Annotated in this window: 28 protein-coding genes; 1 reads left to right on the top strand and 27 read right to left on the bottom strand. The window is 40.2% G+C overall.

What is annotated here, in order from left to right:
* Positions 1-10: 10 nt before the first annotated feature.
* The 15 genes from A6E06_RS17820 to flhA form a co-directional block, all read right to left on the bottom strand.
* Complete coding sequence (locus A6E06_RS17820; RefSeq protein WP_065593778.1) at positions 11-763, bottom strand: heme ABC transporter permease; 753 nt, start codon at positions 761-763, stop codon at positions 11-13.
* A 42-nt stretch (positions 764-805) separates the two neighbouring features.
* Entirely contained in the window at positions 806-1,474 is a 669-nt protein-coding gene (gene ccmB / locus A6E06_RS17815) for a heme exporter protein CcmB (protein ID WP_065593779.1), read from the bottom strand.
* Complete coding sequence (gene ccmA / locus A6E06_RS17810; protein ID WP_065593780.1) at positions 1,475-2,089, bottom strand: cytochrome c biogenesis heme-transporting ATPase CcmA; 615 nt, start codon at positions 2,087-2,089, stop codon at positions 1,475-1,477.
* 286 nt (positions 2,090-2,375) lie between these two features.
* The gene (locus A6E06_RS17805; RefSeq protein ID WP_065593781.1) at positions 2,376-2,837 is read right to left on the bottom strand and encodes a DUF2802 domain-containing protein; all 462 of its coding nucleotides are present in this window, start codon (positions 2,835-2,837) and stop codon (positions 2,376-2,378) included.
* Positions 2,837-3,331, bottom strand: a complete 495-nt coding sequence (locus A6E06_RS17800) for a chemotaxis protein CheW (RefSeq protein ID WP_065593782.1) — start codon at positions 3,329-3,331, stop codon at positions 2,837-2,839. The genes A6E06_RS17805 and A6E06_RS17800 overlap by 1 nt, the downstream gene beginning before the upstream one ends.
* Before the next feature lie 29 nt (positions 3,332-3,360).
* Positions 3,361-4,416 carry a chemotaxis protein CheW gene (locus tag A6E06_RS17795; RefSeq protein WP_065593783.1) on the bottom strand — a complete coding sequence of 352 codons (1,056 nt, stop codon included), beginning with the start codon at positions 4,414-4,416 and terminating at the stop codon, positions 3,361-3,363.
* Positions 4,416-5,183 (bottom strand): ParA family protein, encoded by a 768-nt coding sequence (locus A6E06_RS17790; protein ID WP_065593784.1) that lies wholly within the window; start codon positions 5,181-5,183, stop codon positions 4,416-4,418. The genes A6E06_RS17795 and A6E06_RS17790 overlap by 1 nt, the downstream gene beginning before the upstream one ends.
* A gap of 10 nt (positions 5,184-5,193) precedes the next feature.
* Positions 5,194-6,312 (bottom strand): chemotaxis response regulator protein-glutamate methylesterase, encoded by a 1,119-nt coding sequence (locus A6E06_RS17785; protein ID WP_065593785.1) that lies wholly within the window; start codon positions 6,310-6,312, stop codon positions 5,194-5,196.
* 15 nt (positions 6,313-6,327) lie between these two features.
* Entirely contained in the window at positions 6,328-8,493 is a 2,166-nt protein-coding gene (locus A6E06_RS17780) for a chemotaxis protein CheA (RefSeq protein WP_065593786.1), read from the bottom strand.
* Positions 8,494-8,502: 9 nt separating this feature from the next.
* A complete protein-coding gene (locus A6E06_RS17775; protein WP_065593787.1) occupies positions 8,503-9,219 on the bottom strand; it encodes a protein phosphatase CheZ in 717 nt (238 codons plus the stop codon).
* A gap of 32 nt (positions 9,220-9,251) precedes the next feature.
* A complete protein-coding gene (gene cheY, locus A6E06_RS17770) occupies positions 9,252-9,620 on the bottom strand; it encodes a chemotaxis response regulator CheY (RefSeq protein WP_065593788.1) in 369 nt (122 codons plus the stop codon).
* Positions 9,621-9,667: 47 nt separating this feature from the next.
* Positions 9,668-10,399: an RNA polymerase sigma factor FliA gene (locus A6E06_RS17765; RefSeq protein ID WP_065593789.1), complete on the bottom strand. Its 732-nt coding sequence runs from the start codon at positions 10,397-10,399 to the stop codon at positions 9,668-9,670.
* Complete coding sequence (locus A6E06_RS17760; RefSeq protein ID WP_065593790.1) at positions 10,392-11,282, bottom strand: MinD/ParA family protein; 891 nt, start codon at positions 11,280-11,282, stop codon at positions 10,392-10,394. Before A6E06_RS17760 ends, A6E06_RS17765 begins: the two co-directional genes overlap by 8 nt.
* The gene (gene flhF, locus A6E06_RS17755) at positions 11,279-12,763 is read right to left on the bottom strand and encodes a flagellar biosynthesis protein FlhF (RefSeq protein WP_065593791.1); all 1,485 of its coding nucleotides are present in this window, start codon (positions 12,761-12,763) and stop codon (positions 11,279-11,281) included. Before flhF ends, A6E06_RS17760 begins: the two co-directional genes overlap by 4 nt.
* A 34-nt stretch (positions 12,764-12,797) precedes the next feature.
* Entirely contained in the window at positions 12,798-14,891 is a 2,094-nt protein-coding gene (gene flhA / locus A6E06_RS17750; protein WP_065593792.1) for a flagellar biosynthesis protein FlhA, read from the bottom strand.
* A 262-nt stretch (positions 14,892-15,153) separates the two neighbouring features.
* Between flhA and A6E06_RS17745 the strand changes: the two genes are divergently transcribed.
* Complete coding sequence (locus tag A6E06_RS17745; protein ID WP_065593793.1) at positions 15,154-15,828, top strand: flagellar brake protein; 675 nt, start codon at positions 15,154-15,156, stop codon at positions 15,826-15,828.
* Positions 15,829-15,852: 24 nt separating this feature from the next.
* Here A6E06_RS17745 and flhB read toward each other — a convergent pair whose 3' ends face one another.
* The 12 genes from flhB to fliH form a co-directional block, all read right to left on the bottom strand.
* The gene (gene flhB / locus A6E06_RS17740) at positions 15,853-16,983 is read right to left on the bottom strand and encodes a flagellar biosynthesis protein FlhB (RefSeq protein ID WP_065593794.1); all 1,131 of its coding nucleotides are present in this window, start codon (positions 16,981-16,983) and stop codon (positions 15,853-15,855) included.
* A 30-nt stretch (positions 16,984-17,013) separates the two neighbouring features.
* A complete protein-coding gene (gene fliR / locus A6E06_RS17735) occupies positions 17,014-17,796 on the bottom strand; it encodes a flagellar biosynthetic protein FliR (protein WP_065593795.1) in 783 nt (260 codons plus the stop codon).
* Positions 17,797-17,828: 32 nt separating this feature from the next.
* Positions 17,829-18,098 carry a flagellar biosynthesis protein FliQ gene (gene fliQ, locus A6E06_RS17730; RefSeq protein ID WP_065593796.1) on the bottom strand — a complete coding sequence of 90 codons (270 nt, stop codon included), beginning with the start codon at positions 18,096-18,098 and terminating at the stop codon, positions 17,829-17,831.
* 9 nt (positions 18,099-18,107) lie between these two features.
* Positions 18,108-18,977 (bottom strand): flagellar type III secretion system pore protein FliP, encoded by an 870-nt coding sequence (fliP, locus tag A6E06_RS17725; protein WP_065593797.1) that lies wholly within the window; start codon positions 18,975-18,977, stop codon positions 18,108-18,110.
* Complete coding sequence (gene fliO, locus A6E06_RS17720; protein ID WP_065593798.1) at positions 18,964-19,350, bottom strand: flagellar biosynthetic protein FliO; 387 nt, start codon at positions 19,348-19,350, stop codon at positions 18,964-18,966. The genes fliP and fliO overlap by 14 nt, the downstream gene beginning before the upstream one ends.
* Positions 19,351-19,392: 42 nt before the next feature.
* On the bottom strand, positions 19,393-19,776 hold the full coding sequence (fliN, locus tag A6E06_RS17715; RefSeq protein ID WP_065593799.1) for a flagellar motor switch protein FliN: 384 nt from the start codon (positions 19,774-19,776) through the stop codon (positions 19,393-19,395).
* Positions 19,777-19,797: 21 nt separating this feature from the next.
* Positions 19,798-20,829, bottom strand: a complete 1,032-nt coding sequence (gene fliM / locus A6E06_RS17710; RefSeq protein WP_065593800.1) for a flagellar motor switch protein FliM — start codon at positions 20,827-20,829, stop codon at positions 19,798-19,800.
* Between the two features lie 7 nt (positions 20,830-20,836).
* On the bottom strand, positions 20,837-21,319 hold the full coding sequence (gene fliL, locus A6E06_RS17705; protein WP_065593801.1) for a flagellar basal body-associated protein FliL: 483 nt from the start codon (positions 21,317-21,319) through the stop codon (positions 20,837-20,839).
* A gap of 40 nt (positions 21,320-21,359) precedes the next feature.
* The gene (locus tag A6E06_RS17700) at positions 21,360-22,517 is read right to left on the bottom strand and encodes a flagellar hook-length control protein FliK (protein WP_065593802.1); all 1,158 of its coding nucleotides are present in this window, start codon (positions 22,515-22,517) and stop codon (positions 21,360-21,362) included.
* 116 nt (positions 22,518-22,633) lie between these two features.
* Entirely contained in the window at positions 22,634-23,077 is a 444-nt protein-coding gene (gene fliJ / locus A6E06_RS17695) for a flagellar export protein FliJ (protein WP_065593803.1), read from the bottom strand.
* 54 nt (positions 23,078-23,131) lie between these two features.
* The gene (gene fliI / locus A6E06_RS17690; protein WP_065593804.1) at positions 23,132-24,451 is read right to left on the bottom strand and encodes a flagellar protein export ATPase FliI; all 1,320 of its coding nucleotides are present in this window, start codon (positions 24,449-24,451) and stop codon (positions 23,132-23,134) included.
* Positions 24,451-25,248 carry a flagellar assembly protein FliH gene (gene fliH, locus A6E06_RS17685; RefSeq protein WP_065593805.1) on the bottom strand — a complete coding sequence of 266 codons (798 nt, stop codon included), beginning with the start codon at positions 25,246-25,248 and terminating at the stop codon, positions 24,451-24,453. The genes fliI and fliH overlap by 1 nt, the downstream gene beginning before the upstream one ends.
* Positions 25,249-25,344: the final 96 nt, after the last annotated feature.

Raw genomic sequence — 25,344 nt, 5'->3', positions numbered from 1 at the left:
TTATCTCTCGTTATTTAGATGCAGTAGATTTTGATTCTACCAATGCTCTAACCCAAGGACGATGACTCTCTTTTGCTAAAATTTCATTCCTAAAGCGAATAAGAGTCACAGAACCAAAGAAAGTTGCAAAACCAATAATATTTAATAATAAAGGCCACAACATATCTGAAGAAATGGAAGGTTTATCAAACTTGGTGATACTTGCACCTTGATGAAGCGTATTCCACCACTCTACTGAGAAATGAATAATAGGTAGGTTAATGACACCAACAATAGCAAGAATACCGGCAGCACGAGCAGCGGTTCGTTGATCATCAAATGCACTATAAAGCGCAATCACCCCTAAGTATAAGAAAAGAAGAATAAGTTCAGAGGTTAAACGAGCATCCCATACCCACCATGCACCCCACATTGGTTTACCCCAAACGGCACCCGTTAATAAGGCTATAAATGTGAATACTGCACCAACAGGAGCCATTGCAGCGGCTGCCATATCAGACAATTTAAATTGCCATACGAGACCGATAAAAGCGGCGATTGCCATCGACATGTAGGCCCCCATCGACAGGATAGCAGAAGGAACATGAATATAGATAATTCTGAAACTATCACCTTGTTGATAATCAGAAGGCGCGAAGGCTAGACCCCAAATGGTTCCCACCGTTAAGCTAATGATTGAAATTACCGCAAACCACGGCAATAGCGTGGTACTTAATTGATACGCTTTTTCAGGTTTAGCGTAAGGATGAAGCCATTTCCACATTGGTTTATCTCACTTACTTCAAATATAAAATTATAATTATGTTTATTGAACACTCACTCGCAGTGCCGAACTAATGGCAAAAGGAGTCAGTGTTGCGGAGCCCATAAAAAGAGCGCCTAAAATAGCTAATTGACCATTATAAGCCATACCTAGGCTAGCAGCATCAATCGCTGATGTAGCAAAAATTAGAACTGGTATATATAAAGGTAGAATAAGAAGGCTTAATAACACCCCCCCTTTCTGTAATCCTACCGTTAATGCGACACCAACCGCACCAAGAAAGCTTAATGTTGGCGTACCAAGCAATAAAGTTAACACGATGGCTAACCAAGAATTGAAATCTAAAGACAATAAAATAGCAAGTAATGGGCTAATAATAATAAGAGGCAAGCCAGTCAAAACCCAATGAGCGAACACTTTAGCAAGAACAAGAACAGATAAAGGCGTTGGCATCAACATCATTTGCTCTAAAGAGCCATCTGAAAAATCATCTCTAAATAATCGCTCTAAAGAAAGTAACGCCGATAAAAGAGCGGCAACCCATACAATACCAGCAGCAATACGCGCTAATAGCATCGGTTCAGGACCAATACTCAATGGGAAAAGAGTGATGACGATAATAAAAAACCACAAAGGGTTAAGTACATCTGCTTTACGACGAAATGCGATTAATAATTCACGTCGAATAATGGTTGTCATTGAAGTCAGCATCTACTCACCTAATCTTATTTTTTTCAATTTATCGCTGTCTTTAAATAAATCCTGGTGAGTGGTCAATAAAACAATACCACCCTGCTTCACATGATCCATAAACAACTGCTCAAGTACTTTCACACCTTGTTTATCAATCGCAGTTAACGGTTCATCTAAAATCCATAATTTATGGTTGCTTAACCAAAGACGAGCTAATGCAACGCGACGTTGCTGTCCTGCTGATAATTGACCAGCAGAAACATCTTCTCTGCCTGCTAATCCAACACGAGCCAAAGCATCCCAAATTGCTGCTTCATCGTAATTATTATGCATCGATTGATAAAATGCGAGATTTTCAAAGGTGGTTAGCTCTCGCTTAACGCCAGTATGATGACCAAGAAAAAGTAAGTTTGAATGAAATTCTTCACGGTTTTTCTTGGTTAATTCTCCATTCCAATAGATATCACCTTCATCCGCATAACCTAACCCTGCAATAATGCGAAGTAATGTTGTTTTACCTGCACCATTTTGCCCTTCAATTTGGATTAGCTCACCACTAGATATGGTAAAACTGAGCTGTTCAAATAAAACGCGTTCATCTCGAATACAGGTTACGTTGCGAATTTCTAGCATAACTGTCTATTGTTAAAAAATATTATCGGCATTCTAGCACAGCAAAAACGATGAAACTTAGATATAAAACAAATCTATTTAGATAGATAAGTAAATAAGTATGTCCTTTCGTTTCATTTTTTAAATACCTTATAATCTATAAGGGTATCAACTGGTTACTGAAAAGATAAACAAATACCACTTTATGGTTACTTTGATATTTTAATCATAAATCACTTTTTCTATAGGCGTAAAAAAAGCCCCTCAAATGAGGAGCTTATTCATTTTTTAAGATGGGAGCCGAATATTAATCTTCGTCTTCCAATCGTAATGGCGGGATAGAACCTTTGCCTTTTGCAATTTTGGCTTGTAAAGACATCATTAACTCGGCTTCTGCTTTAGGCAATTCACACTCCTCCATTAACTCGTTAATACCAGCACCTAACTGAACCAATTTATTGGCTCTTGAATACAAACGACTGTCGACATCTGTATTCTCTAGCTCATTTAAACGATCATCAAAATGTTGACTTAATTTAGTCAATTCAGCAACTTGCTGCCCTAAATTAATAGAACCAGTACGAAATTCAACAAATTGCTTATTTAGCTTTTGTTGTTCATCTTGAAGTTGTTTATTTTGTTTTTGAGCTAGCGTTAATTCCGTGACTAACTGTTTATTCTTGCGATTTAAAATAAAGAAAACCACAAGAACTAAGATCATTGCTGTTACTGCAAATAGCTCTGAGAGCTGAGTTAATATATCAACCATTATAGGCTTGCCATGTCATCCCATTCGTCTTCAGACAAAAGTTTATTTAGGTCTACCAAGATAAGTAACTTGCCATCACGGTTGCTAACGCCTTGGATGAACTTAGCGCTTTCTTCCGTGCCAACACTTGGCGTAGTGTCAATCTCTGATGAACGTAAGTATACAACTTCCGCAACACTATCAACAAGGATACCGATAACTTGACGCTCAGATTCGATAACAATAATACGTGTATTATCCGTAATCTCACCCTGCATTAAACCAAAACGTGAACGAGTATCAATAACTGTGACTACATTACCGCGAAGATTAATGATACCTAGAACGTAATCTGGAGCACCCGGTACTGGTGCAATTTCAGTATGACGCAATACTTCGCGCACTTGCATTACATTAATACCGTAAGTTTCTTCTTCTAGTTGAAACGTTACCCACTGCAATACTTCATCATTAACTTGATCTTTACGGATCCCTACTTCATTAATCTGAGACATCTTCTTTCCTCGTCCTCTTTAGAGTTATCTTACTCTATTCCCTTAATGTCGAGACCGGCATTAAGCATCGTAATCATCGCCTCAACATGAATCAAGGCACACATCTTATCTTTTACCATTCCTGACAACCACGGTCGCTTCCCCGCGGTTTCACGCCAGCGAATTCGATCGCTAGTGATATTTTCAGTCCCAGCGAGCGCATTACACGCTAAACCCCATTTGCTTTCTCCAAGCATAACGAGGTATTGGTAATCATCTTTATAGCTGTCATCTTTGATACTTTGTGGCATAACCCACTTAGCAGTATCAAGGGCATCAACTTGAGTTTCTTTGTTATTTTGCAATCCAAGATACCAATCAGGACGACCGATTAAGTGATTCAACTCAGTGATTTGATGAATTCCCCCTAATTGAGCTAATGGAACGGCAAAAGTAACACCGATTACTTCAAAAAATAACACTTGAAATTCGTTGTCATGCTCAACATTTTCCCAATCTAAACCACTTGGCGGTGGTGCTTTGCCTGCTTTGGTTTCTAATTGAATCTCTGTTGTGTCATCTTGATTTTCATCAATCGTAGCAAGCGTATTTTCAACCGGTTGAGGCTCTTCAATTTCCGCCTCAGAAGAAGGCGCTACTGTGATTTTATCTGACAAATCCCATGCAGAAAGATCAAGATTTTCTTCTGGTATGTCTTCAGTTTCACTCTTAGTTTCTTCTGCTACCAATATTGGGATTGGTTCAATATTAACGTTGAACTCTACATCTTCGAGTATTAATGCATCTATCTCTATTTGAGCTTCAATCTGAGAGCTTTCTAATTGGCTCAGTAAACGCTGAACATCTTCTAGCTGTGGCAACTCAAATGGATAATCATCACTGTCATCAACACTTGCTGAAAATTGTGGTTGATATTGTGGCTCTGGCTCTTCTACCGTGACTGAATTTGAATGCCATGTAATCTCTGGTTTTACAAAAACAATTTCTTCAATAACAGGGGTCAGTTCAATAACCTCTGCATTTAACAGTGATGAAAAATAGTCATCAAGAGCTTCCTCACTGGTCAGTTTTTTAAACTCAGCCATTAAGCTAATCGCTCTAAATAATTCAATAATGTTTTGTAAGCAAAAACACCACGACTATTTGGGGAAACAAATGACGGCGGCATTCTTTTTAAACTCGCATCTCTAAACTGAGAATCAATAGGGACAGCTGAAGCCCATACTTGCTCTGGGTAGAGAGACTTCAATTCCATTAATGTTTGTAATGAAGCATTTGTGCGTTTGTCGTACATCGTTGGAATAATAGTTACATCAAACAAAGATGGCTTATTTCGCTGCATTATATTCAATGTTTTCATCATTCTTTCTAAACCTTTCATCGCTAAGAATTCGGTTTGTACTGGAATGAGTACACGTGTACTTGCTGCTAACGCATTCACCATCATCACCCCTAAAATAGGTGGGCAATCAATTAATACGTAATCATAGTCATCTTCTAAGGCTTTTAATGTTCGCTTTAATACTAACCCCATACCATTACGGTTTCCCATAACACGATCAAGAGTAGCCAAAGACATATGCGCTGGAATAAGATCCAACCCAGGAATGTCACTTTTTAAAACAAACGGCGTTATCGTCGCTTTATTTAACGTCGGTAATTGAAACAGTTCAAATAAGCTACACGGCAAATTGTCTGAGTCATACCCAAGATAGGTTGTTAAGGAGCCATGAGGGTCTGTGTCAACCAACAACACACGTTTACCACGCTGACTTAATAAACCGGCGAGTGTGATAGTTGTTGTCGTTTTTCCCACCCCACCTTTCTGGTTCGCTATGCTCCAGACAATCATTTCTATTTTCCTACTTTAATCCGACTTCAGTCAGGATTCTTTCCGCTACGCGTTCTAACGGTAAACTTTCTGATGATAAACCTGCTTTATCTATTGCTTGAGGCATACCATAAACAACGCAACTTTCTTCATCTTGAGACCAAATGGTTGATCCTGCGGCCTTAAGCATACGACAGCCTTCACGACCATCCGCTCCCATACCAGTTAAGATCATAGAAAGTACTTTATCGCCATACACCTTAGCGGCTGAACCAAAAGTAATATCAACACAAGGCTTGTAATTCATGCGTTCTCCGCCATCTAAAATCTTCAAACGAGAAGAACCAGGGCGGCCATCTATCATCATTTGTAAGCCACCAGGAGCAAGATAAGCACAACCAGGTTTTAGTACATCACCATCGGCGGCTTCTTTTACTTGGATCTTACAAAGATTATTTAAACGCGAAGCAAACGCTGCAGTAAATGTTGCTGGCATATGCTGGACTAAAATAATCGGATGCGGGTAGTTAGCCGGAATTGCCGTTAATATTTTTTGTAATGCAACAGGACCTCCCGTTGAAGTCCCTATCGCGGTTAACTGATATTTTTTACCTGTTGCTTTAAAACGCTGCGCTATTGGTGCCACAGGAGCCGCTTTAGCAGGAACCACCGTTGATGCGTTAGCACGAACGGTTGGACGCGGCGTCAATGTTGTCGTTTGCGCAGCCAAAGCAGGACGACGCATAAACAATTTCTTACGAGCAATTTCAGCAATGCGTTTTTGCAATAAACTAACCGCTTCATCTCTATTGCGCGCGATATCTTCAAATTTCTTTGGTAAAAAATCTAACGCGCCAGCATCTAATGCGTCCAGCGTTGCTTTTGCGCCATCATGAGTAAGAGAAGAAAACATCAAGGTCGGTGTTGGACAGACCTTCATTATTTCTCTTACTGCTGAGATGCCATCCATGACTGGCATCTCAATATCCATAGTAATGACATCAGGTTTTAATAATTTTGCTTTTTCTACCGCTTCTTTACCATTAACCGCTACGTCGATAACTTCAAGACGAGGATCTGCATTAATGATTTCACTTACTCTGCGACGAAAAAAACTAGAATCATCTACAACTAATACTTTTATTGCCATGTCAGTCCTTGTGCATTAGCGCGTGCGAACGGCGTAACGCTTTAGCAAATTTGGAACATCAAGGATCAATGCAATATGACCATCAGAAGTAATGGTTGCACCTGCCATTCCTGGCGTGCCTTGCAGTAATTCATCAAGCGGTTTAATCACGACTTCTTCTTGTCCAATTAATGTATCAACAACGAAACCAACTCGTTGCGCTCCTAATTGAATAATCACAACATGAGCTAACCCTTTACGCTCTGTTTGACGAGAACGAGGAACTAACCAATCTTGCAAGAAGAATAATGGGATCGACTTTTCACGAACAATAGTTGTTAATTGCCCATCAACGACATTTGTCTTCGATAAATCAAGATGGAATATTTCATTAACGCTAGCTAACGGCAAAGCAAATGGTTGATTAGCAACCCCAACCATTAACGTTGGTAAAATAGCTAAAGTTAAGGGCACTTTAATAACAATTTTGGTGCCTTCACCCATGCTTGAATCGATGTCAATTGACCCATTTAATTGGTTGATCGCTGTTTTCACTACGTCCATACCAACACCACGACCTGAAATTTCTGAAATTTCAGTTTTAGTCGAGAAACCTGGTGCAAAAATAAGGTTATAACATTCTTTATTGGTTAAACGAGACGCCGCATCACTGTCCATCAAACCACGAGTAACGGCAATACCACGAAGTTTGTCCGCGTCCATACCGCCACCATCATCGATGATACTCAGCAGTATATGATCACCTTCTTGAGAGGCAGATAAGATAACCTTACCAGTTCGTTCTTTACCGGCTTTAGCTCGAACATCCGGCATTTCAATACCATGGTCCACAGAGTTACGCACCAAGTGAACAAGTGGATCGGCAAGCGCTTCAACTAGATTCTTATCTAAATCAGTTTCTTCTCCACGCATTTCAAGCACGATATCTTTTTTCAGTGTACGTGCAAGATCTCGTACAACTCGAGGAAAACGACCAAATACTTTCTTGATCGGTTGCATACGAGTTTTCATTACTGCGCCTTGGATGTCAGCAGTAACGACATCAAGATTTGAAACCGCTTTTGACATTTCTTCGTCATTGCTATTTAAGCCTAAGCTCACTAAACGGTTACGCACTAGAACCAATTCACCAACCATGTTCATAATGCTATCAAGCGTTGATGTATCAACACGAACCGTGCTTTCTGCTTGAGGTTTAGCTTGTGGTTTAGCAGGTGCTTTTGCTACAGGCTTTGCTTCTGGTGCTTGAGTTCTTGTTGGTGCTGGCGCTGTTGTTCGTGTTGGTTCTTCTTTCACTATTGGTGCAGGCGTCGCCGGAGCCATTGCTGCCGCTGGTTTTACGGCTTGATCAAGCTCTTCATCTGTTGGTCCTTTTCCTGAACCATGCAGTTGATCTAACAGTTTTTCAAACTCATCATCACTCATCAAATCTGGAGCACCCGCTAAGGTTTCATCAACAGACTTAATATTAGTAATTGGTGCTACTGGTGTTTGTACGATAGTTGACTTGCTTGGGCTTTGACCTGAACCATGAAGCTCATCAAGTAATCGTTCAAATTCATCATCTGTAATGTCTCCATCAGCGGCACTGTCCATGACTGGAGTAAGTGGTACTTTTGGCGTTGAAGAAGCACTTGATGGAGCTGCACCTTTGCCGTGCAATTCATCTAATAACTTTTCAAATTCATCTTCTGTAATATCATCCACTGAATCATGAATCGTGTTTTCCACAACGGGTTCTTGAGCAATAATAGGCTCAACCATTGTCGTTGTAGATACTTCAGCTTCTGTCGCAGGTTTACTTAGATCATGAAGTAAATCTAATAGTCGTTGTTCCGCAGGATCGACAACCTCACCATTTTGAACTGAACTGAACATGACATTTACGCTATCCAGCGTTTCTAAAATGGTGTCCATTAACTCAGAAGTAACTTTACGCTTACCTGTTCTAAGAATGTCGAACACATTTTCAGCGCCGTGACAGACATCAACCAGCTCTGTTAATGAAAGGAAGCCAGCTCCCCCTTTTACAGTATGAAAACCTCGGAAAATAGCATTTAACAAATCAGAATCGTCAGGACGTTTTTCTAATTCAACTAATTGTTCAGAAAGTAGCTCAAGAATTTCTCCTGCTTCAATTAAGAAATCTTGCAGGATGTCTTCATCCATTTCAAAGCTCATAATATTCCTCTAAAATCCTAAACTGGCTAATAGGTCATCAACATCATCTTGAGATGCAACTGCATCTTCACGTTCATGTGGATTTAAAATAGGTCCTTCTGCCTTAGAAGGCTTATTGAGTTCATCTTGTTCAGCAAGTCGCTCTTCTACTTTAAACAACGTCAAAATATCAACCAATCGGTCTTCAACTTCTTGAACTAAGGTAATTACTCGTTTAATAATTTGACCGGTAAGATCTTGAAAATCTTGCGCCATTAAGATGTTGGTCAGTTCATTACGTAGCTCTGAACTGTTCCCTTCAACTTGAGTAAGTAGGCCATCAATGTTGTGACATAACGCTTTAAATTGAGTCAACTCAATTCTGCCTTTCATTAAGCTATTCCATTGAGGGCGAACTTGAAGTAGCCCCTCATGCAACTCGTCAGCAATAGGAAATGAACGATCAACCGCATCCATGGTTTTATTGGCTGCCATTTCCGTTTTATCAATCACATATTGCAAACGATTACGTGCATCAGGGATCTCATCATTAGCGATAGTGACCACTCGATGATCGAGTTTAAAGTTCTTCAATGACTCATGAAGGTCACGAGTTAAAAAACCTATTTCTTGCAGCATTGGAGGTTCGTTAACAACCGTTAATGAAGCGACTATTTGATCCGCTTCTTCTTGCTTACCCGCTTCTAATAAAGCGACAAGCTCTTTGGCATCGGTTAATGAAATCATTTTCTGGCTAATCCTTACAGCACAACATTTTCTTATAAACGGTCAAAAATTTTGTCTAGTTTTTCTTTCAATGTTGCGGCTGTGAATGGCTTAACAATGTAACCATTTACACCAGCTTGAGCGGCTTCAATTATCTGCTCACGCTTTGCTTCAGCAGTGATCATCAATACTGGTAAATGCTTTAATTCGTTATCAGCACGAATCATTTTTAGCAAATCGATCCCTTGCATTCCTGGCATGTTCCAATCTGTTACTACAAAATCAAAACCGCCCTTTTTAAGCAATGGCAATGCGGTTAACCCATCATCTGCTTCTTGGGTGTTATTAAAACCTAAGTCACGTAGTAAGTTTTTTACAATACGGCGCATTGTTGAGAAGTCGTCAACAATAAGGATCTTCATGTTTTTATTCAAAATCGCCTCCAGTGAGGGCAAGTAACGGGATTTAATTATTCTACCGTCCAAGTTGATAACTTGGCTCGTAGTCGTTGCATTGATTGGCTGTGAATTTGGCTGACGCGAGACTCGCTGACACCAATCACCGCACCAATTTCTTTTAGGTTTAGCTCTTCATCATAATAAAGAGATAAAACAAGGGCTTCTCTTTCTGGAAGCGTTTTAATCGCTTTCACAAGAGCGACCCTAAAGTGCTCATCGGCAACACCTTGAAAGGGAATATTATCGTTAGCGTTTTCTTCTGTTGTAATCACATCATCAGAAACACCTAAATCTTCCATACCGACTAGTTTACCGCAATTTACATCATTAAGTATCTGATAATATTGGTTTAACGGTAATTCTAAATATTCTGCTATCTCTTTATCGACCGGTTCACGAGAAAGTTTAGCCTCAAGTGCTTTAATTGCAGAATTAACCATACGACTGTTTTTGTGAACAGAACGAGGAACCCAATCACCACGTCGGATTTCATCCAACATCGAACCGCGAATTCGGATCCCAGCGTAAGTTTCAAAACTTGCACCTTTACTGCCATCGTAATTCTGTTGAGCTTCTAACAGACCGATCATGCCTGACTGAATAAGATCATCAACTAGCACGCTCGCCGGTAATCTTGCCATTAAATGGTGAGCAATTCGTTTCACTAAATCAGAGTAACGCTCTAAAAACGCTTTCTGACTGTTAACGATGCCTTTATGATCGTAAGTTAGCCCATTAGACATAATCGTCCTCGACTTCACCTGCATTGTCTCCTCGTAATAATTTTTCCACGAAGAATTCCAAATGACCGCTTGGTGATCTTGGTACTGGCCAAGTAACCACTTTATTCGCTAATGATTTCATCGCTAATGCTGCTGGAGAGCGAGGATAAGCATCAACAACAACTTTTTGTTTTCTAACAGCTAAGCGAACTTTTTCATCCAACGGTATACAAGCCACCAATTCCATATTTGCAGATAGGAAACGATCAGTCACTAAGGTTAATTTAGCAAATAATTCACGACCTTCTCGGTAACTTCTCACCATGTTCGCAACGATTTTAAAACGCTGTACATTATGCTCACGACTTAATAGTTTAATTAAGGCGTAAGCATCCGTTATTGATGTTGGTTCATCACAAACAACAACAAGTACATCTTGAGCAGCACGAGCAAAACTCGTTACCATGTCCGATATACCTGCAGCGGTATCAATTAAAAGCACATCAATGTTGTCTTCTAAACTACTGAAGGCACGAATTAAACCGGCATGCTGCGCAGGACTTAATTCAGCCATTGATTTAGAACCTGATGTCGCTGGTATTATCTTAACGCCGTATGGGCCTTCAACGATAATATCCGCAAGTTCGCATTCTCCACTAAGGACGTGTCCTAAATTTTTATGCGTTCGAACACCAAGCATAATATCTATATTTGCTAAGCCAAGATCGCCATCCAACACCATCACTTTCTTTCCTTGCTGCGCAAGTGATAGTGCTAAATTCAATGTTACGTTTGTTTTACCTACGCCGCCTTTACCACCCGTTACGGCAACTACTTTAGTTAACGTAGGTTTCGTCAGTCGTCGTAATCCGCTAGCCTGATCGTATATATTATTATCAATCATAAATTGTCTGCCTCTGGCATTTCACTATTCCAGAAATGAGGGTCCTTTTCCGTCGTTTTTTCTAGTAATTCATTTGCTTTTGCTACTAAGTATTTTGGTTGAGCCAGTACAATATCTTCAGGTACTCGCTGTCCATTTGCTATATAGGCTATTGGCAGTCCATTTTCAATTGTCACGCTAATTAATTCGCCTAAACTTAGTGATTCATCAATCTTACTTAAAATACACCCTGATAGTGGGATGCGCTTAAAGTGATCTATTGTTTCTTGTAATACTCGTCGCTGTGCCGTTGCTGGCATCACTAAATAACTGCTAATTTCTGAGCCGCTATTTTCCATTAATGTATCAAGTTGCTCTGTTAATCGGACATCTCTTTGCCCCATACCTGCGGTATCAACAAGGATAAGACGGCGATTACGTAATTGGTATAAAACAGAAGAAAGCTCATCTGCATCTTTAGCAATACGGACTGGACACCCCATAATACGACCATAAATAGCCAGCTGTTCTTGGGCTCCAATTCGGAACGTATCTGTTGTGACTAACGCGACTTGATCTGGTCCATACTCCATCGCTGCTCGTGCAGCCAATTTTGCAATCGTCGTTGTTTTACCAACCCCAGTAGGACCAAGCAAAGCAACAATACCACCACGAGATAATGTATCTACCTTCGCTGTTGGTATTTGCTCTGCAAGTAGTTTTAGCAGTGCAGACCAAGCATCTTTAGGCGCGGTATCTTCTGGAATATAACACGCAAGTTGATCAGCAAGTTCTGCCGATAAACCCATCTTTTCTAAACGTTTAATCAACATTGCACGTAATGGCTCACGTCGCTCAACTTCTTGCCACATTAAGCCTGACACTTGATGTTCTAATAAACGACGAATAGACGACATTTCTGAACGCATGTGCTCTAAATCTTCATTAGATTCTTGTGTTGTTCGTCTTCCTTTCTCATAACGAGAAGGGTCTAATCTTGGTTGTACTGGCTTGTTTTGCTGTTTCATTGGTTCATCAGAAATCAAGTGCGCTAAATTAGGATTACTTTGAATCGCACGAGTCATCCCTGAGGTGTCAAGTTTTGGAGTTTGAGACGTCATTGATTGATAAGAGTTAGAAGGTTGACCCTGAAATTTAGATTGACGCTTTAATAATGCGGCTAAGCTGTCTTCTTCTCTTTCTGCTTTCGCAGGTTCTGATTCTTGGGCAGTCGAACCGCTATTAGAACCGTATTGTTTGATCATATTAGCAAAGCGTCGTGTCATGGAGCCTTTTCCAACACTGACTTTATCTTCTTCAATTTTACGAGGTGCTTTCGTAGGAAATGAACCCTGTTGCGAATTAGGGTCGATAGCTGCAACGATCTCAATACCACCCGTTACTTTCTTAGTTGACATAATAACGGCATCACTCCCTAGTTCTTCTTTTACTTGAACTAGAGCTGAACGCATATCTTTTGCAAAAAATCGTTTAATTTTCAATTTCGTATTCCTGCGCTAAATGAAGTCGACGCGGTTAGTGACCAACAGCTTGAACTATTCTAATTTGCTTCTCATCTGGTATTTCCTGATAAGAAAGCACTCGTAAGTTAGGAATTGTATTCTTAACAAACTTGGCTAATGTCGAACGTAATACCCCAGAAGTTAATAAAACGGCAGCCTCTCCTTTTAATTCTTGCTCTTGAGTCGCTAAAGTTAAAGAGGCTTGTAAACGTTCTGCCAATCCAGGTTCAATTCCCGTGGTTTCACCACCAGATGCCTGCATTGTTTGATGCAATATTTGTTCCAACTCAGGGACTAATGTAATAACCGGCATTTCAGCCTCTACACCATTGATTTCTTGGACAATTAGACGTTTTAATGCAATTCGAACTGCAGCCGTCAAAATGTCAGGTTCTTGACTCTTTGGCGCATATTCCGACAAAGTTTGGACAATAGTTCTAATATCTCGAACTGGAATTGCTTCATTCAATAAATTCTGAAGCACTTTAACAACAGCACCTAACGGCAGTTGATCTGGAACTAGCCCTTCAACCAGTTTAGGGGAACTTTGTGAAAGTAACTCAAGTAAGTTTTGAACTTCTTCATGACCTAACAACTGCGCTGCATTATTTGTTAATAATTGACTTAAATGTGTCGCCAACACCGTTGCTGCATCTACAACGGTATAGCCAAGAGCTTGAGCGTGCTCTCTTTGTTCACCATTGATCCAAACGGCTTCTAAACCAAAAGCGGGATCAAAGGTTGGTTCACCTTCAATCGACCCATAAACTTGACCGGGGTTAATCGCTAATTCTTTATCTGGGCGAATTTCAGCTTCACCACCAGCCACACCCATTAAGGTAATTCGGTATACGTTTGGTGGCAGCTCTAAATTATCTCGGATATGTACGGCTGGAACTAAGAAACCAAAATCTTGGGATAGTTTCTTACGAACCCCTTTCACACGATCAAGTAATTCACCACCTTGTTCTTTATCTACCATTGGAATTAATCGATAGCCGACTTCCAATCCGATAACATCAACAGGTTGCACATCATCCCATGATAGTTCTTTAGGTTGCGATGATGACAGTTCCATTGGAGGGGCCGCTTTCTTATCTTCGCCCTCTTTCTCTTTCTTTTTAGTCAGGTAATACGCCCACATACCCGTAAGAAGGGCAAGAAGAATAAATGGGAAATGAGGCATTCCAGGAACAATACCCATTACAAACATAATACCCGCGGTCACCATTAATGCTTTAGGATTATCAACGAGTTGGAATACTAATTGCTCACCCATATCTTCATCTGTGTTTTGACGAGTCACCATGATCGCCGCACCAATAGACAATAGTAACGATGGGATCTGAGCAACTAGACCATCACCAATGGTTAACAATGTATAAATTTGAATCGCGTCACCAAAACCAAGATCAAACTGACTCATACCAATGGCCAGACCACCAATAATGTTAATAAAAAGAATAAGAATACCGGCAATGGCATCCCCTTTTACGAATTTAGACGCACCATCCATTGAGCCGTAAAAATCAGCCTCTTTTGTTACTTCAAAACGACGCGTTCGTGCTTGTTCTTGATCGATCAGTCCAGCGTTTAAATCCGCATCAATCGCCATTTGTTTACCCGGTAATGCATCCAAGGTAAAACGCGCACTTACTTCGGCAATACGTCCTGCACCTTTGGTTACAACCATAAAGTTAATGATCATCAAGATAATAAATACGATTAAACCCACCGCATAGTTACCACCGATAACAACATTACCAAACGCATCGATAACGTTACCTGCAGCTCCTGGACCTTCATGGCCATGCAGGAGTACGACTCGAGTTGAGGCTACGTTCAATGCTAAACGCAATAATGTAGAAACCAAAAGAATGGTAGGGAAAGCAGCAAAATCAAGAGGTCTACGCGAATAGATGGTGACTAATAGCACAACCATTGCCAAAGCAATGTTAAAAGTAAACATGAGATCGAGTAAAAATGCAGGTATTGGTAATATAACCATCGCTAACGTTGATAACACCAATATTGGTGCACCTAATGGCGGGATACGTTTACCTTTTAAGCCAGATAGCTGATTTGGAAAGGGCATTTGAAATTTCATTACTTTTGCTTCTTATACTCGACGTTATTACTGACGATTATCAATAATAAATAACTGATAACATGATTACCTTTCTAATAAAGCAAATTTCGAGCCAGATTAATGTCACTTTTTTGGCTTTATCTTCCACTTTTCTGACAGAGATAACAACAAGTAAACTTTTTGAGCTAACCACTTAATTTTCAAATGAAAATAACAATCTAGATTGAAAATAACATCGTTATTTGTATAATTAGAAGCTTGTTTTTTACTTGGTAGCCACATGAATGACGTATCACTTAGTACTGATCAAAACGTACTTAATAAAATGGATATTGGTGCTAGAGTCATTATCGAAATCACTTGCCCTAATGGTCAATCAGCCCAAGCAAGTTCAACTCTGATTGGCTTTAAAAAGGGTCAATACGTCTTTATTGAATATCCTATGTCACCCCCTTTAGAGTTTAATAAGATCTATCTAGAAGGCGCTGAAGTTACCTTTCGATCAATTACCAATACGACGCATCGCGATGTCATCGCATTTAGGACACAGGTTCACTCTGTTATTTATCGTCCAATGGAGATGATTTGCCTTCATGCACCCAACAGCATATCAATGAGACAGATCCGTACTCATCAACGCCTTGAAACTAAGTTTTCATGCAATTTAACCGTTGGAAGCCATAACATTACAGGCTTAATGACTGACTTTTCTGTTGGGGGGTGTGCTATTTCACTTCCAGCCAAGTTGAATCCAGACAATCTTATCAATCAGAAAGTCAATGTCTCGATAGAACTAGAAACGACCGCTCCTATTACGGTTACTGGCGAAATCAAAAATATTGATGCTAAAGAAAAGCACTCTAAATTAGGGGTTATGTTTAATTCAGAAAGTATAAATACATCTGACTTACAGACTATTCATCACCAGTGCATGCTAAAAAGTTGGCATTTATAAAGAAATAGCATAACTACATTATTCCTACTTCTTTAACTCATCTGGAATGGTTAACGTATCTTCATCAAGCTCAGGTTTCGTCCCACCTTTTTTCTTATACTGCTTCATCTGAAATATGTATGCTAGGATCTGAGCAACAGCCGCAAATAACCCATCAGGGATTTGTTGTTCTACTTCTGTTGAGTGGTATAACGCTCGAGCAAGCGGTGGTGCTGGCAATATATCAATATTATGTTCACGAGCAATTTCTCTGATCTTCATTGCAATATGATCAACCCCTTTAGCCACCACAATTGGTGCTGAGTCTTTACTTTGATCATAACGTAAAGCGACTGAATAATGTTCGGGGTTGGTAACAATAACATCCGCCGAGGGAACATCTGCCATCATTCGTCGCTGTGTCATTTCTCGTTGCAACATACGAATACGGCCTTTTACCTCAGGCTTACCTTCTGTCTCTTTGTATTCATCTTTAATTTCTTGTTTTGTCATTTTCAATTGATTCGCGTGTTGCCAAATTTGAAAAGGTATATCAATCGCAACCACAATCAATAAAGTACAACTTATTAATAGAATAAAATTCAACAGAATATCAAGAGAATGGAAAATATTGGATGGATAAGTATCTAAACTCAGTTGAAATAAATCGGCCTTACTTTTATTGATCAAATGAAAGGCGGTTCCTCCTACAAGTGACACTTTTAAGATCGACTTTAAAAGCTCAACCCAACTTTGCATACCAAACATACGTTTAATGCCTGACATTGGGTTCATTTTCGATGGTTTTGGCATCGCCGCTTCTGCTGAAAAACTGATCCCACCAAGACCTGCAGCCCCAATTAATGCCGCAACAAACAAGGTAACCAGTATCAATAATACAGGAAAGACTAATGCACCTAATGCGCCGCCAACAATTTCTAGTAATTTATTGGTGTCAAAAATCTCTTCTCGAGAAAGGGAGAATAAACGTTCCATGATGGAGAAAAGGGCTTTGGCAACATCTTCACCAAACCACATTAACGCCACTGAACCACAGACGAGTACCGATACTGACGCTAATTCTTTTGACCTTGCAACCTGCCCTTTATCTTTGGCTTGTTGCAAGCGTTTGGACGTGGCGTCTTCGGTGCGTTCTTGACCGTCACTTTCTGCCATGACTGACCTCCACTACTTTTAATTCAATCATTAGCAATCCAATCTTATCAAGCTACAAATTTGGGCTTCTGCACGACCCCAATGTAAGTCGTAATGGGTAAACAAACCAAGAATGATATAAGACGTCAGCAATAATCCGACCAGTAGTGCAAATGCAAAGCCCAAAGAGAAAATATTTAACTGAGGTGCTGCACGAGTCATTACACCAAATGATAAGTTAACCGTTAATAAAGCAATGATCCCAGAGAGAGACATACTTAAGCCGGCTTTCATCATTATGCCAAGCCAACCTGCAAGGGATTGATAATCAACGCTGGTTAATTTTCCAATTCCGACGGGTAATGTAGTGAAACTCATCACTACAAAATTGATCATTTCTAAATGACCATCTGTTCCCAAAAAGAACAAGATAGACAAGAACATAAACAATTGGCCAAGCAAAGGGGTATTCTGACCATTTGCAGGATCAACCATTGAGGCAAAGCCTAAACTTGATTGCATACCTAAAATTTGCCCAAGCAATACAAATGTCTGGGTAACAAAGACGGTCACCATCCCCATGGCAATACCAATAATGAGTTGCTCTGCCGTAATCATAAAGCCTTGAAAAGAGACCAGTTGAATGTCAGATGGCATCGCGGGAATAGCTGGCATTGCAGCAAAGGTGATACTCAACCCTAAATAAAGTCGAATTTTTGGCGACACAAAACGAGCCCCAAATACAGACATCACCATTAACATGGCTGAAATGCGAGTATAGGGCCAAAAATAGGTCGCTATAAAATCTAAAACTAGTTGAGTTGGGTATTCCATAACATCAGCTTATGCTTACTAAAATAAAACCATCAATACAATATCGTAGGCATTCGCGCGATCAATTCGTAAAAATACTCCATTAGCATTCTCGTCATCCAATGCCCGAACAACATCAATGCTAATAACGTTACGATTAAACGCGGTAAAAAACTTAAGGTTTGTTCGTTAATAGAGGTTGCAGCCTGAAAAACAGCGACAACTAAGCCGATTAATAAACTTGGAATAATAATGGCACACACCATGATAAGCACCATGTACAGTGCACCGCGGAATAGCTCAATCGCCATTTCAGGGGTCATGCTTGCTCCTTAAGTCATAAAGCTACCGGCGAGAGTTGAAAGAATTAAATTCCAACCATCAACCAGTACAAATAACATTAATTTAAACGGTAACGATACGATCATAGGCGAAAGCATCATCATACCCATCGCCATCAAGACGGAGGCCACCACTAAATCGATAATTAAGAACGGTAAGAAAAGCATAAAACCAATTTGGAATGCCGTTTTTAATTCAGAAGTGATAAAGGCAGGAATAATAACCGTAATAGGAACGTTTTCAGGAGTGTCGACATCGACACCCGACATATTCACAAACGTTTCTAAATCTTTAACTCGAGTCTGCGCTAACATGAATTCTTTCATAGGCACTTGAGCGACATCAAACGCTTCTCGCGCATTAATTTCTTCATTGATATAAGGCTGAATAGCGGTGTTATTTATTTTATCAAACACCGGTGCCATGATGAAAAAAGTCAAAAACATTGCGATGCCAATAATAACTTGATTCGATGGTGTTTGCTGTAAACCCATGGCTTGCCTAAGAATCGACATAACCACAACAATACGAGTAAATGAGGTCATTAAAATAACCATGGCAGGCAAAAATCCTAGCATCGTCATTAACCCTAAAATCTGAAGATTAACCGAATAATCTTCACCACCATTCGCATTAGTTGTCATGGTAAAAGCTGGAATACCACCACCAGAACTACTACCGTGTGCGATGGTTTTCGCGGCACCAGAATCTTTTTCCATCGCCGTTAAGGTCATATTTTCACCGCTAGCAGCCGTGGCAGGGATCGCGCTTGCTAAATCATCAATTGCCCATGCAGAGGATGTCATAAAGAAGAGTGAAAAAACCGCCAAAGTGGCGGCAATTAAATTAGTTTTTAGCATCTTTTTTCATCAGTTGGCTTAGTTGGGTTGAAAATGGTGTTAGCTTTTTTTCTGTTATTTCTAACGGGGTTTCAAGCTTACTCAGCATATTGATATTTTGAGAGGTAATTCCGATCAGAAATTGCTCTTCTCCGACTTGGACAACAGCAATACGCTCTTTAGTACCAACAGGAAGCTGCTTTACAATACTCATTGAACTGCCTGCTCCCCCCACCACACCTGGGACCCTCATCCGTTTTAGCAACCATGCAAAAAATAAGATGAGCGCTATGACAAAAATAAGTGAACCCAATGTTGCTGCTAAATCAACATTGTTGGTGCTTGCAGCGAACAAAGGAAAGGGCACGAGGGCCAATAACCATAGCTGTTTCATATACCTTCCCTTTTCGTTCAGTGACTTAGCTAAGTAGCTAAATTAACGTAGCTTTTTGATACGTTCTGTTTGGCTAATTACATCAGTTAGACGAATACCAAATTTATCATTCACGACAACAACTTCACCGTGAGCAATAAGCGTACCGTTAACCATGACATCTAATGATTCACCCGCAATACGGTCAAGCTCAACCACTGAGCCTTGGTTAAGTTGCAATAAATTACGAATACTGATCTGCGAGCGCCCTACTTCCATAGAAATAGTGACTGGAATATCTAAAATCGTATCAAGTTTACGGCGTTCATCTTCATTAAATGCCGGTGATCTTTCTTCTAAATCATCTAAAGGCGCAGTAACCGCTTCCGAACTTTCGCTTAATGCCGCTGCCCATTCGTCAGCCATTTGTTGCTCATTTGAATTCATGTTCAATTACCTTATTTATACTTATTCATCATCTAAATCAAACAATACGTCTTTGCCTAAAAAGGCTAAATCCGTTTTTACCATATCAGGTCGTTTAATTTTCTCAGTGATTTGCACTGCTAATTTATCGTTAGATTTTCCAACCTTACCGCGATAAGTTGGTAATTCTTCTATAAAGACGGTCGCCGCTTCTGGCATTTCAACGGGAATAATATCGCCTACCTGTAAATCCATTAGATCACGTAATGAAATTTGGCTTTCTAATAAATTAACTTTCATTTCTACTGGCACATCCATGATTTCATCACGAAGCGCTTTACTCCAACGAACATCGGTATCCATCTTGTCACTTTGAACACCAGCATCAAGCAATTCTCGGATAGGCTCAACCATTGAATAAGGGAATACCACGTGGAAATCACCACCGCCGCCATCCACTTCAATATGGAATGAACTAACGACGATCACTTCTGTTGGACTCACAATGTTCGCCATCGTTGGATTAACTTCTGAATCTAAATATTCAAACTCCACCCCCATGACAGGAGACCAAGCTTCTTTATAATCTTCAAAAACCACTTTCAGTAATAATTGAATAATACGTCGCTCTGTTGGTGTAAATTCACGACCTTCAATTTTGGCGTGGAATCGACCATCGCCGCCAAAGAAGTTTTCCACCAAGATGAAAACTAAACGGGCTTCCATTGTAACAAGTGCCGTTCCTTTTAATGGACGGAAACGCACCATGTTCAAGCTAGTTGGTACATAAAGTGTGTTTTGGTATTCACCAAATTTCACCATTGATACACCATTAATCGATACTTCTGCCGTCTTTCTTAACATATTAAATAAGCTAATACGCATATGACGAGCAAAACGCTCATTAATCAATTCGAGCGTAGGCATACGACCACGAACAATTCGATCTTGTGATGAAAAGTCAAAGCTCTTGGTAGAACCTACGTTTTCATCTGCACCTGGTAGATCGTCTTCTACATCATCTACACCATGGAGTAGAGCATCAATTTCATCTTGGGATAAGAGATCTGTCACATTGAACCTATTGCATTACAAAGTCAGTAAATAATACTTTTTCAATTACAGGCTTAGCTGTAATTTTGGTAAAGGCATCTTGAATATCGCGTGTTGCCTGCTCTCGAAGATCAATACGACCACGAGGTTCTCTTAATTGTTCAACAGAAGCCGCTGCAAAAGTCGACAATAAGACACTTTCAATTAAAGGTGTATGTTGAATTGCAGTGGTTTCATTATCTGTACCACGCATGACAACTTGTACTTTTAATTGAACGAGGCGATCACGCTTATCACCGGTCACATTAAAAATAAATGGCTGAGGGAGATTTAAATATAACGCAGGCATTTTTGCTTCTAGTGCAGCAATATCTTTCTCAGTTGGTTCCACTTTTGGTTCATTCAGCATGAAAAACCAAGCCGCGGCACCACCAATAACTAATAATACAATCAATGCGATAATGATGGTCAGTTTCTTTTTATTGTTTAATGAATCACCTTGTTCTGCCATTGTTTTTCCTTTTAGGTAAATCGTTAATTATGATTCTAAATTAGGCGTAAAAACTAATGCCGTCATTTGATTTTGACACTTGAACATTAATTTCATGCTCTTCAGTAGAGGACTCTCCAAACCCTGAACCTTGGCGTGAAGACTCTTCTTTTTGATACCCATATTGTGATGAATCCCCAGAGCTTTGCTGCTGAACGGATGTATCCGCTAATTGAATACCTTGCTGAGCAAACATCTCACGTAAACGAGGCAAACTTTGTTCAATCGCATCACGAGCTTGCTGGTTCGATACGGTAAACTGAACTCCCGCGTTGTCTGTTCCCATATTCAAACGAATATGCATACGCCCCATTTCTGGTGGGTCTAAACGAATATCAACGTGCTTTAAGTTTTTTGCCATCATCATATTTATACGCTCAGCAACGTCATCACTCACTTGTTCTTGACGAATATTTAAAGGCATTGTCGCTGGATCCGACTTTTGAGCTGAAGTGGCCTGTTGTGTTGCCGTCGTTCCTGATGCCGTTGCTAGTTGCTGGGCAAAAGAATCGGTTGTTTTTGATTCGGTTAAATTGATTGCTTGTCCATTAACGACATCTGTCATGCCTAATGCTGAAATATCCAGTTTCGCTTTTTTAGCTTCAGCTAATTTACCTGACTCCGCTTCCGCTTTGCCAATAAGAGCCGTTGACGTTAACAACTCTTTATTCGATTCTTTGTTGCCAGAAGCGTCGCCTTTGGATTGAGTTTCGCCATTAGCAGCTTTAGCTTGTTTTCCCCATTGAATGTCTTGAATTGGGCCAGACTCATCACCGACTGCTTTACTGCTATTTAGGCCTTTTTCACTCGACTCAGCGGTTTTATCAAGGTTTTTTTTTCTATCTACAAGTGTGCCATTCGCTTGTTCAAGGCGAGACAATAGCTCAGAGCCTTCACCCACTTTTTCTTCTATGCTGTCTTCTTTTTTTTCTAGTTCGTCGGCTTTTTCTTTTTTCTCTGACTGACCGACGTCATCCGCTGTCGATTTATCTTCGACCGCTGCTTTTTTGACGTCTTCTTTTTCGCTGAACCCCATCAACTCTTTTAGCTCTTCTACAAAGCCTTCTGAATCCTGTTTTTCTACGGCAGCCGTTTTTGTATCAGGCTTTATAGGCACATTTTTATTGATACTGTTTAATGATAAATCATGACTGCTCATAGTATATTCTCTACATTGAGTGTAAATTTTTTGACAAGAGCGTTAGAGGCTCAATATTTGATATTTTAAAGCAAATATTAAGCCACTTTTTAATAAAGAAAAGAGAAGCACAAAGACTATTCGCGTTGAGTTCGTCGAGAAAATTGTAACGTTGAAAACTCATCCATCATATTTTGCTCTTGTTTATCGAGAACCTTTTGACGTTCCGTTTTCTTCTTATCAATCATCCACTCATAAGAACGACGCTGTTTTCGTGTTTCTTGCCAATAGGTTTGACAATTATCCACTTGGGAAGTGAAGTGAGATTCCGCGCTTTTTTGTTTTGTTAGCGTTTCATCTAACTGAACGAGAAATTTATTCAAGTGGCTATATTGACTTGCAGTTAAGCCTTTTTGACCACGTTCTAGCAGTTGATTACAGTAATCCAAACGATATTTTTCAATTTGTTTTACTTGCTCATAAAAATTGTCCAATTCAGCTTTGGCTTTATTTAACGCCAGTACCGATTGGTTCTCTCTCTCTTGAGCTTGTTCTAGTAAAAAATCAAAGGCGCTGCTCATGCAATTTCCTAATAGTCATCAAAGGGGATTACCGTAAAGGGAGTAAAATAGCCGCTAGCCACTTAACAACATTTTCAGCATGTTTTTACACATATCGAAAGGAACCGTTTCTTTCATGCGCTGCTGCAAATATTCGTCTAATCTTGGTTTAAGCGTAAACGCTTGATCTATCGCGGGGTTCGTTCCTGGTTTATACGCACCAATCGAAACCAAATCTTGATTTTTACGACAGATAGACAGTACTTGTCTCACCGCTTTCGACATGAGCATATGCTCTTCGTCAGTAATCTGTGGCATAACACGGCTAACCGATTTCTCAACATCAATCGCTGGGTAATGCCCTGCATCCGCCATTTCACGTGAAAGTACGATATGTCCGTCAAGAATCGCTCGTGATGCATCTGCGATAGGATCTTGTAAATCATCACCTTCAGTTAACACGGTAAAGAATGCCGTAATCGAACCTTGGTCATCATTGCCGTTACCTGCTCGCTCTACCAATGCTGGAAGCTTAGCAAAGACTGATGGCGGATAACCTTTCGTTGCGGGAGGTTCACCAACAGACAGGGCTATTTCACGCTGAGCTTGCGCAAAACGAGTTAAAGAATCCATTAAAAGCAGGACATCTAACCCTTGGTCACGGAAATACTCTGCGATAGTCAGCGCTGTTTGACAGCCTTTTAATCGCATTAATGCCGATGAATCGGCAGGAGCAGCAACCACAACAGAACGTTTTCGTCCTTCTGGCCCTAAAATTTCTTCGATAAATTCTTTTACTTCTCGTCCACGCTCACCAATCAAACCCACGACAACCACTTGTGCTGTGGTACCACGAGTCATCATGCCAAGTGTGACCGATTTACCCACACCAGAACCTGCAAATAACCCCAAACGTTGCCCTTTGCCCACGGTAAGTAGCCCATTAATTGCTTTTAAACCAACATCAAGAGGTTCTGTAATTGGCTTTCGTGATAATGGATTGATTGGTTCTGAAGTAAAAGACGCGGTTTGTTCGATATATATCTCGCCCAGCCCATCAATCGGATTTCCCACCCCATCAACGACTCTACCTAATAACTCCATACCAACGGGAATACCGCTGCCACCGACGATAGGCGTCACTTTAGCCCCTGGAAGCACACCAGAAACCTGTTCGTTAGGCATTAAAAATAGGTTTTCACCAGAAAAACCCACCACTTCAGCTTCAATTTCACCGTTAATGGTTTCAACCAAACAAGAACTACCAATAGGCGCACGACAACCCGTGGCTTCTAACGTTAAACCAACAACACGTACTAATTTACCTGACGCAATCGCGCGAGTGGTTAGCCCTGTTGTTTTATATTGGGAAAGGCGTTCAGATAATGGCAACATTACTGATCCCCATGGTGACGGTTAACTCCACAGAATTTAGCTAACACACTTTTAATTCGTTCTTCCAATAAGTAGCTGACTTTAGAATCAGAGGCTTGGATATTGATATCCCCTACATTCATTGAAGGTTCTGACATAAGAGTCCATTGTTTTTGAGCTAATGTCTCTTCGCCATAGGCATCAATAACACGTTGCAGATCTTCTGGATTAAGTGAAATTGTGATCTCTCGTTCTGTCACTGGCAACGTTTCTACTGCCTCACGAACCGTATCAAGAAGTACTTGAGGATTGGTTTTTACCTCAACATGAATGACTTCTTTTGTCAGAGCGAGAACCATATCTATCAATTGCTTTTCTACTTGAGAATTAATTAACGCTAAGGGTGCAGAAAATTTATCTGCCATTTCAATTAATTGCTTAATTTTTTCTTGAATTTCAGCTTGTCCTGCAGCGATACCTTCGTCGTAACCGACTTGATACCCCTCTGGCTTGCCAGCGTCAAAACCTTCTGCTTGGCCTTTTTCTAAGCCTTCTTTATAGCCGAATTCTTGGCCTTCTAACAATCCTTCGTTATAAGCGCCTTGTTTGATCTGCTCAATAATTTCATCAGTAAGAATAAATTCTTCTGGTTCATCTTCTTTAGGTAATGATGGCGTCCAGCCAGGATCGTAATTTAAGGCAGTTTCACGAGCCGGTTGATTCGGATCAGAGTAATCAGGCGATTCCCAAATATTGGTTTTTTGTAGTTCACTCTCATCGGTAAGACGAATAAAGCCACGTTTTGTACTGATACTCATGATGAAAACCTGTAGAAAAGAAGAAGATAAAAAGCATAACGGCCATTTCAATAATACAAAGAAATAGCCGCTCAATGATAACTTAACGCCTTAAAA

This window comes from Aliivibrio sp. 1S175 (assembly GCF_001690985.1).
In the GTDB taxonomy this organism is placed as follows: Bacteria; Pseudomonadota; Gammaproteobacteria; order Enterobacterales; family Vibrionaceae; genus Aliivibrio.
Note: the sequence above shows the minus strand (reverse complement) of the source record. Positions and strands in the feature narration are given on the sequence as shown.

Coding starts and splice junctions, on each gene's coding strand:
- A6E06_RS17820 (WP_065593778.1), bottom strand. CDS start 763: ATGTGGAAATGGCTTCATCCTTACGCTAAACCTGAAAAAGCGTATCAA.
- ccmB (WP_065593779.1), bottom strand. CDS start 1,474: ATGCTGACTTCAATGACAACCATTATTCGACGTGAATTATTAATCGCA.
- ccmA (WP_065593780.1), bottom strand. CDS start 2,089: ATGCTAGAAATTCGCAACGTAACCTGTATTCGAGATGAACGCGTTTTA.
- A6E06_RS17805 (WP_065593781.1), bottom strand. CDS start 2,837: ATGGTTGATATATTAACTCAGCTCTCAGAGCTATTTGCAGTAACAGCA.
- A6E06_RS17800 (WP_065593782.1), bottom strand. CDS start 3,331: ATGTCTCAGATTAATGAAGTAGGGATCCGTAAAGATCAAGTTAATGAT.
- A6E06_RS17795 (WP_065593783.1), bottom strand. CDS start 4,416: ATGGCTGAGTTTAAAAAACTGACCAGTGAGGAAGCTCTTGATGACTAT.
- A6E06_RS17790 (WP_065593784.1), bottom strand. CDS start 5,183: ATGATTGTCTGGAGCATAGCGAACCAGAAAGGTGGGGTGGGAAAAACG.
- A6E06_RS17785 (WP_065593785.1), bottom strand. CDS start 6,312: ATGGCAATAAAAGTATTAGTTGTAGATGATTCTAGTTTTTTTCGTCGC.
- A6E06_RS17780 (WP_065593786.1), bottom strand. CDS start 8,493: ATGAGCTTTGAAATGGATGAAGACATCCTGCAAGATTTCTTAATTGAA.
- A6E06_RS17775 (WP_065593787.1), bottom strand. CDS start 9,219: ATGATTTCATTAACCGATGCCAAAGAGCTTGTCGCTTTATTAGAAGCG.
- cheY (WP_065593788.1), bottom strand. CDS start 9,620: ATGAAGATCCTTATTGTTGACGACTTCTCAACAATGCGCCGTATTGTA.
- A6E06_RS17765 (WP_065593789.1), bottom strand. CDS start 10,399: ATGTCTAATGGGCTAACTTACGATCATAAAGGCATCGTTAACAGTCAG.
- A6E06_RS17760 (WP_065593790.1), bottom strand. CDS start 11,282: ATGATTGATAATAATATATACGATCAGGCTAGCGGATTACGACGACTG.
- flhA (WP_065593792.1), bottom strand. CDS start 14,891: ATGAAATTTCAAATGCCCTTTCCAAATCAGCTATCTGGCTTAAAAGGT.
- A6E06_RS17745 (WP_065593793.1), top strand. CDS start 15,154: ATGAATGACGTATCACTTAGTACTGATCAAAACGTACTTAATAAAATG.
- flhB (WP_065593794.1), bottom strand. CDS start 16,983: ATGGCAGAAAGTGACGGTCAAGAACGCACCGAAGACGCCACGTCCAAA.
- fliR (WP_065593795.1), bottom strand. CDS start 17,796: ATGGAATACCCAACTCAACTAGTTTTAGATTTTATAGCGACCTATTTT.
- fliQ (WP_065593796.1), bottom strand. CDS start 18,098: ATGACCCCTGAAATGGCGATTGAGCTATTCCGCGGTGCACTGTACATG.
- fliP (WP_065593797.1), bottom strand. CDS start 18,977: ATGCTAAAAACTAATTTAATTGCCGCCACTTTGGCGGTTTTTTCACTC.
- fliO (WP_065593798.1), bottom strand. CDS start 19,350: ATGAAACAGCTATGGTTATTGGCCCTCGTGCCCTTTCCTTTGTTCGCT.
- fliN (WP_065593799.1), bottom strand. CDS start 19,776: ATGAATTCAAATGAGCAACAAATGGCTGACGAATGGGCAGCGGCATTA.
- fliL (WP_065593801.1), bottom strand. CDS start 21,319: ATGGCAGAACAAGGTGATTCATTAAACAATAAAAAGAAACTGACCATC.
- A6E06_RS17700 (WP_065593802.1), bottom strand. CDS start 22,517: ATGAGCAGTCATGATTTATCATTAAACAGTATCAATAAAAATGTGCCT.
- fliJ (WP_065593803.1), bottom strand. CDS start 23,077: ATGAGCAGCGCCTTTGATTTTTTACTAGAACAAGCTCAAGAGAGAGAG.
- fliI (WP_065593804.1), bottom strand. CDS start 24,451: ATGTTGCCATTATCTGAACGCCTTTCCCAATATAAAACAACAGGGCTA.
- fliH (WP_065593805.1), bottom strand. CDS start 25,248: ATGAGTATCAGTACAAAACGTGGCTTTATTCGTCTTACCGATGAGAGT.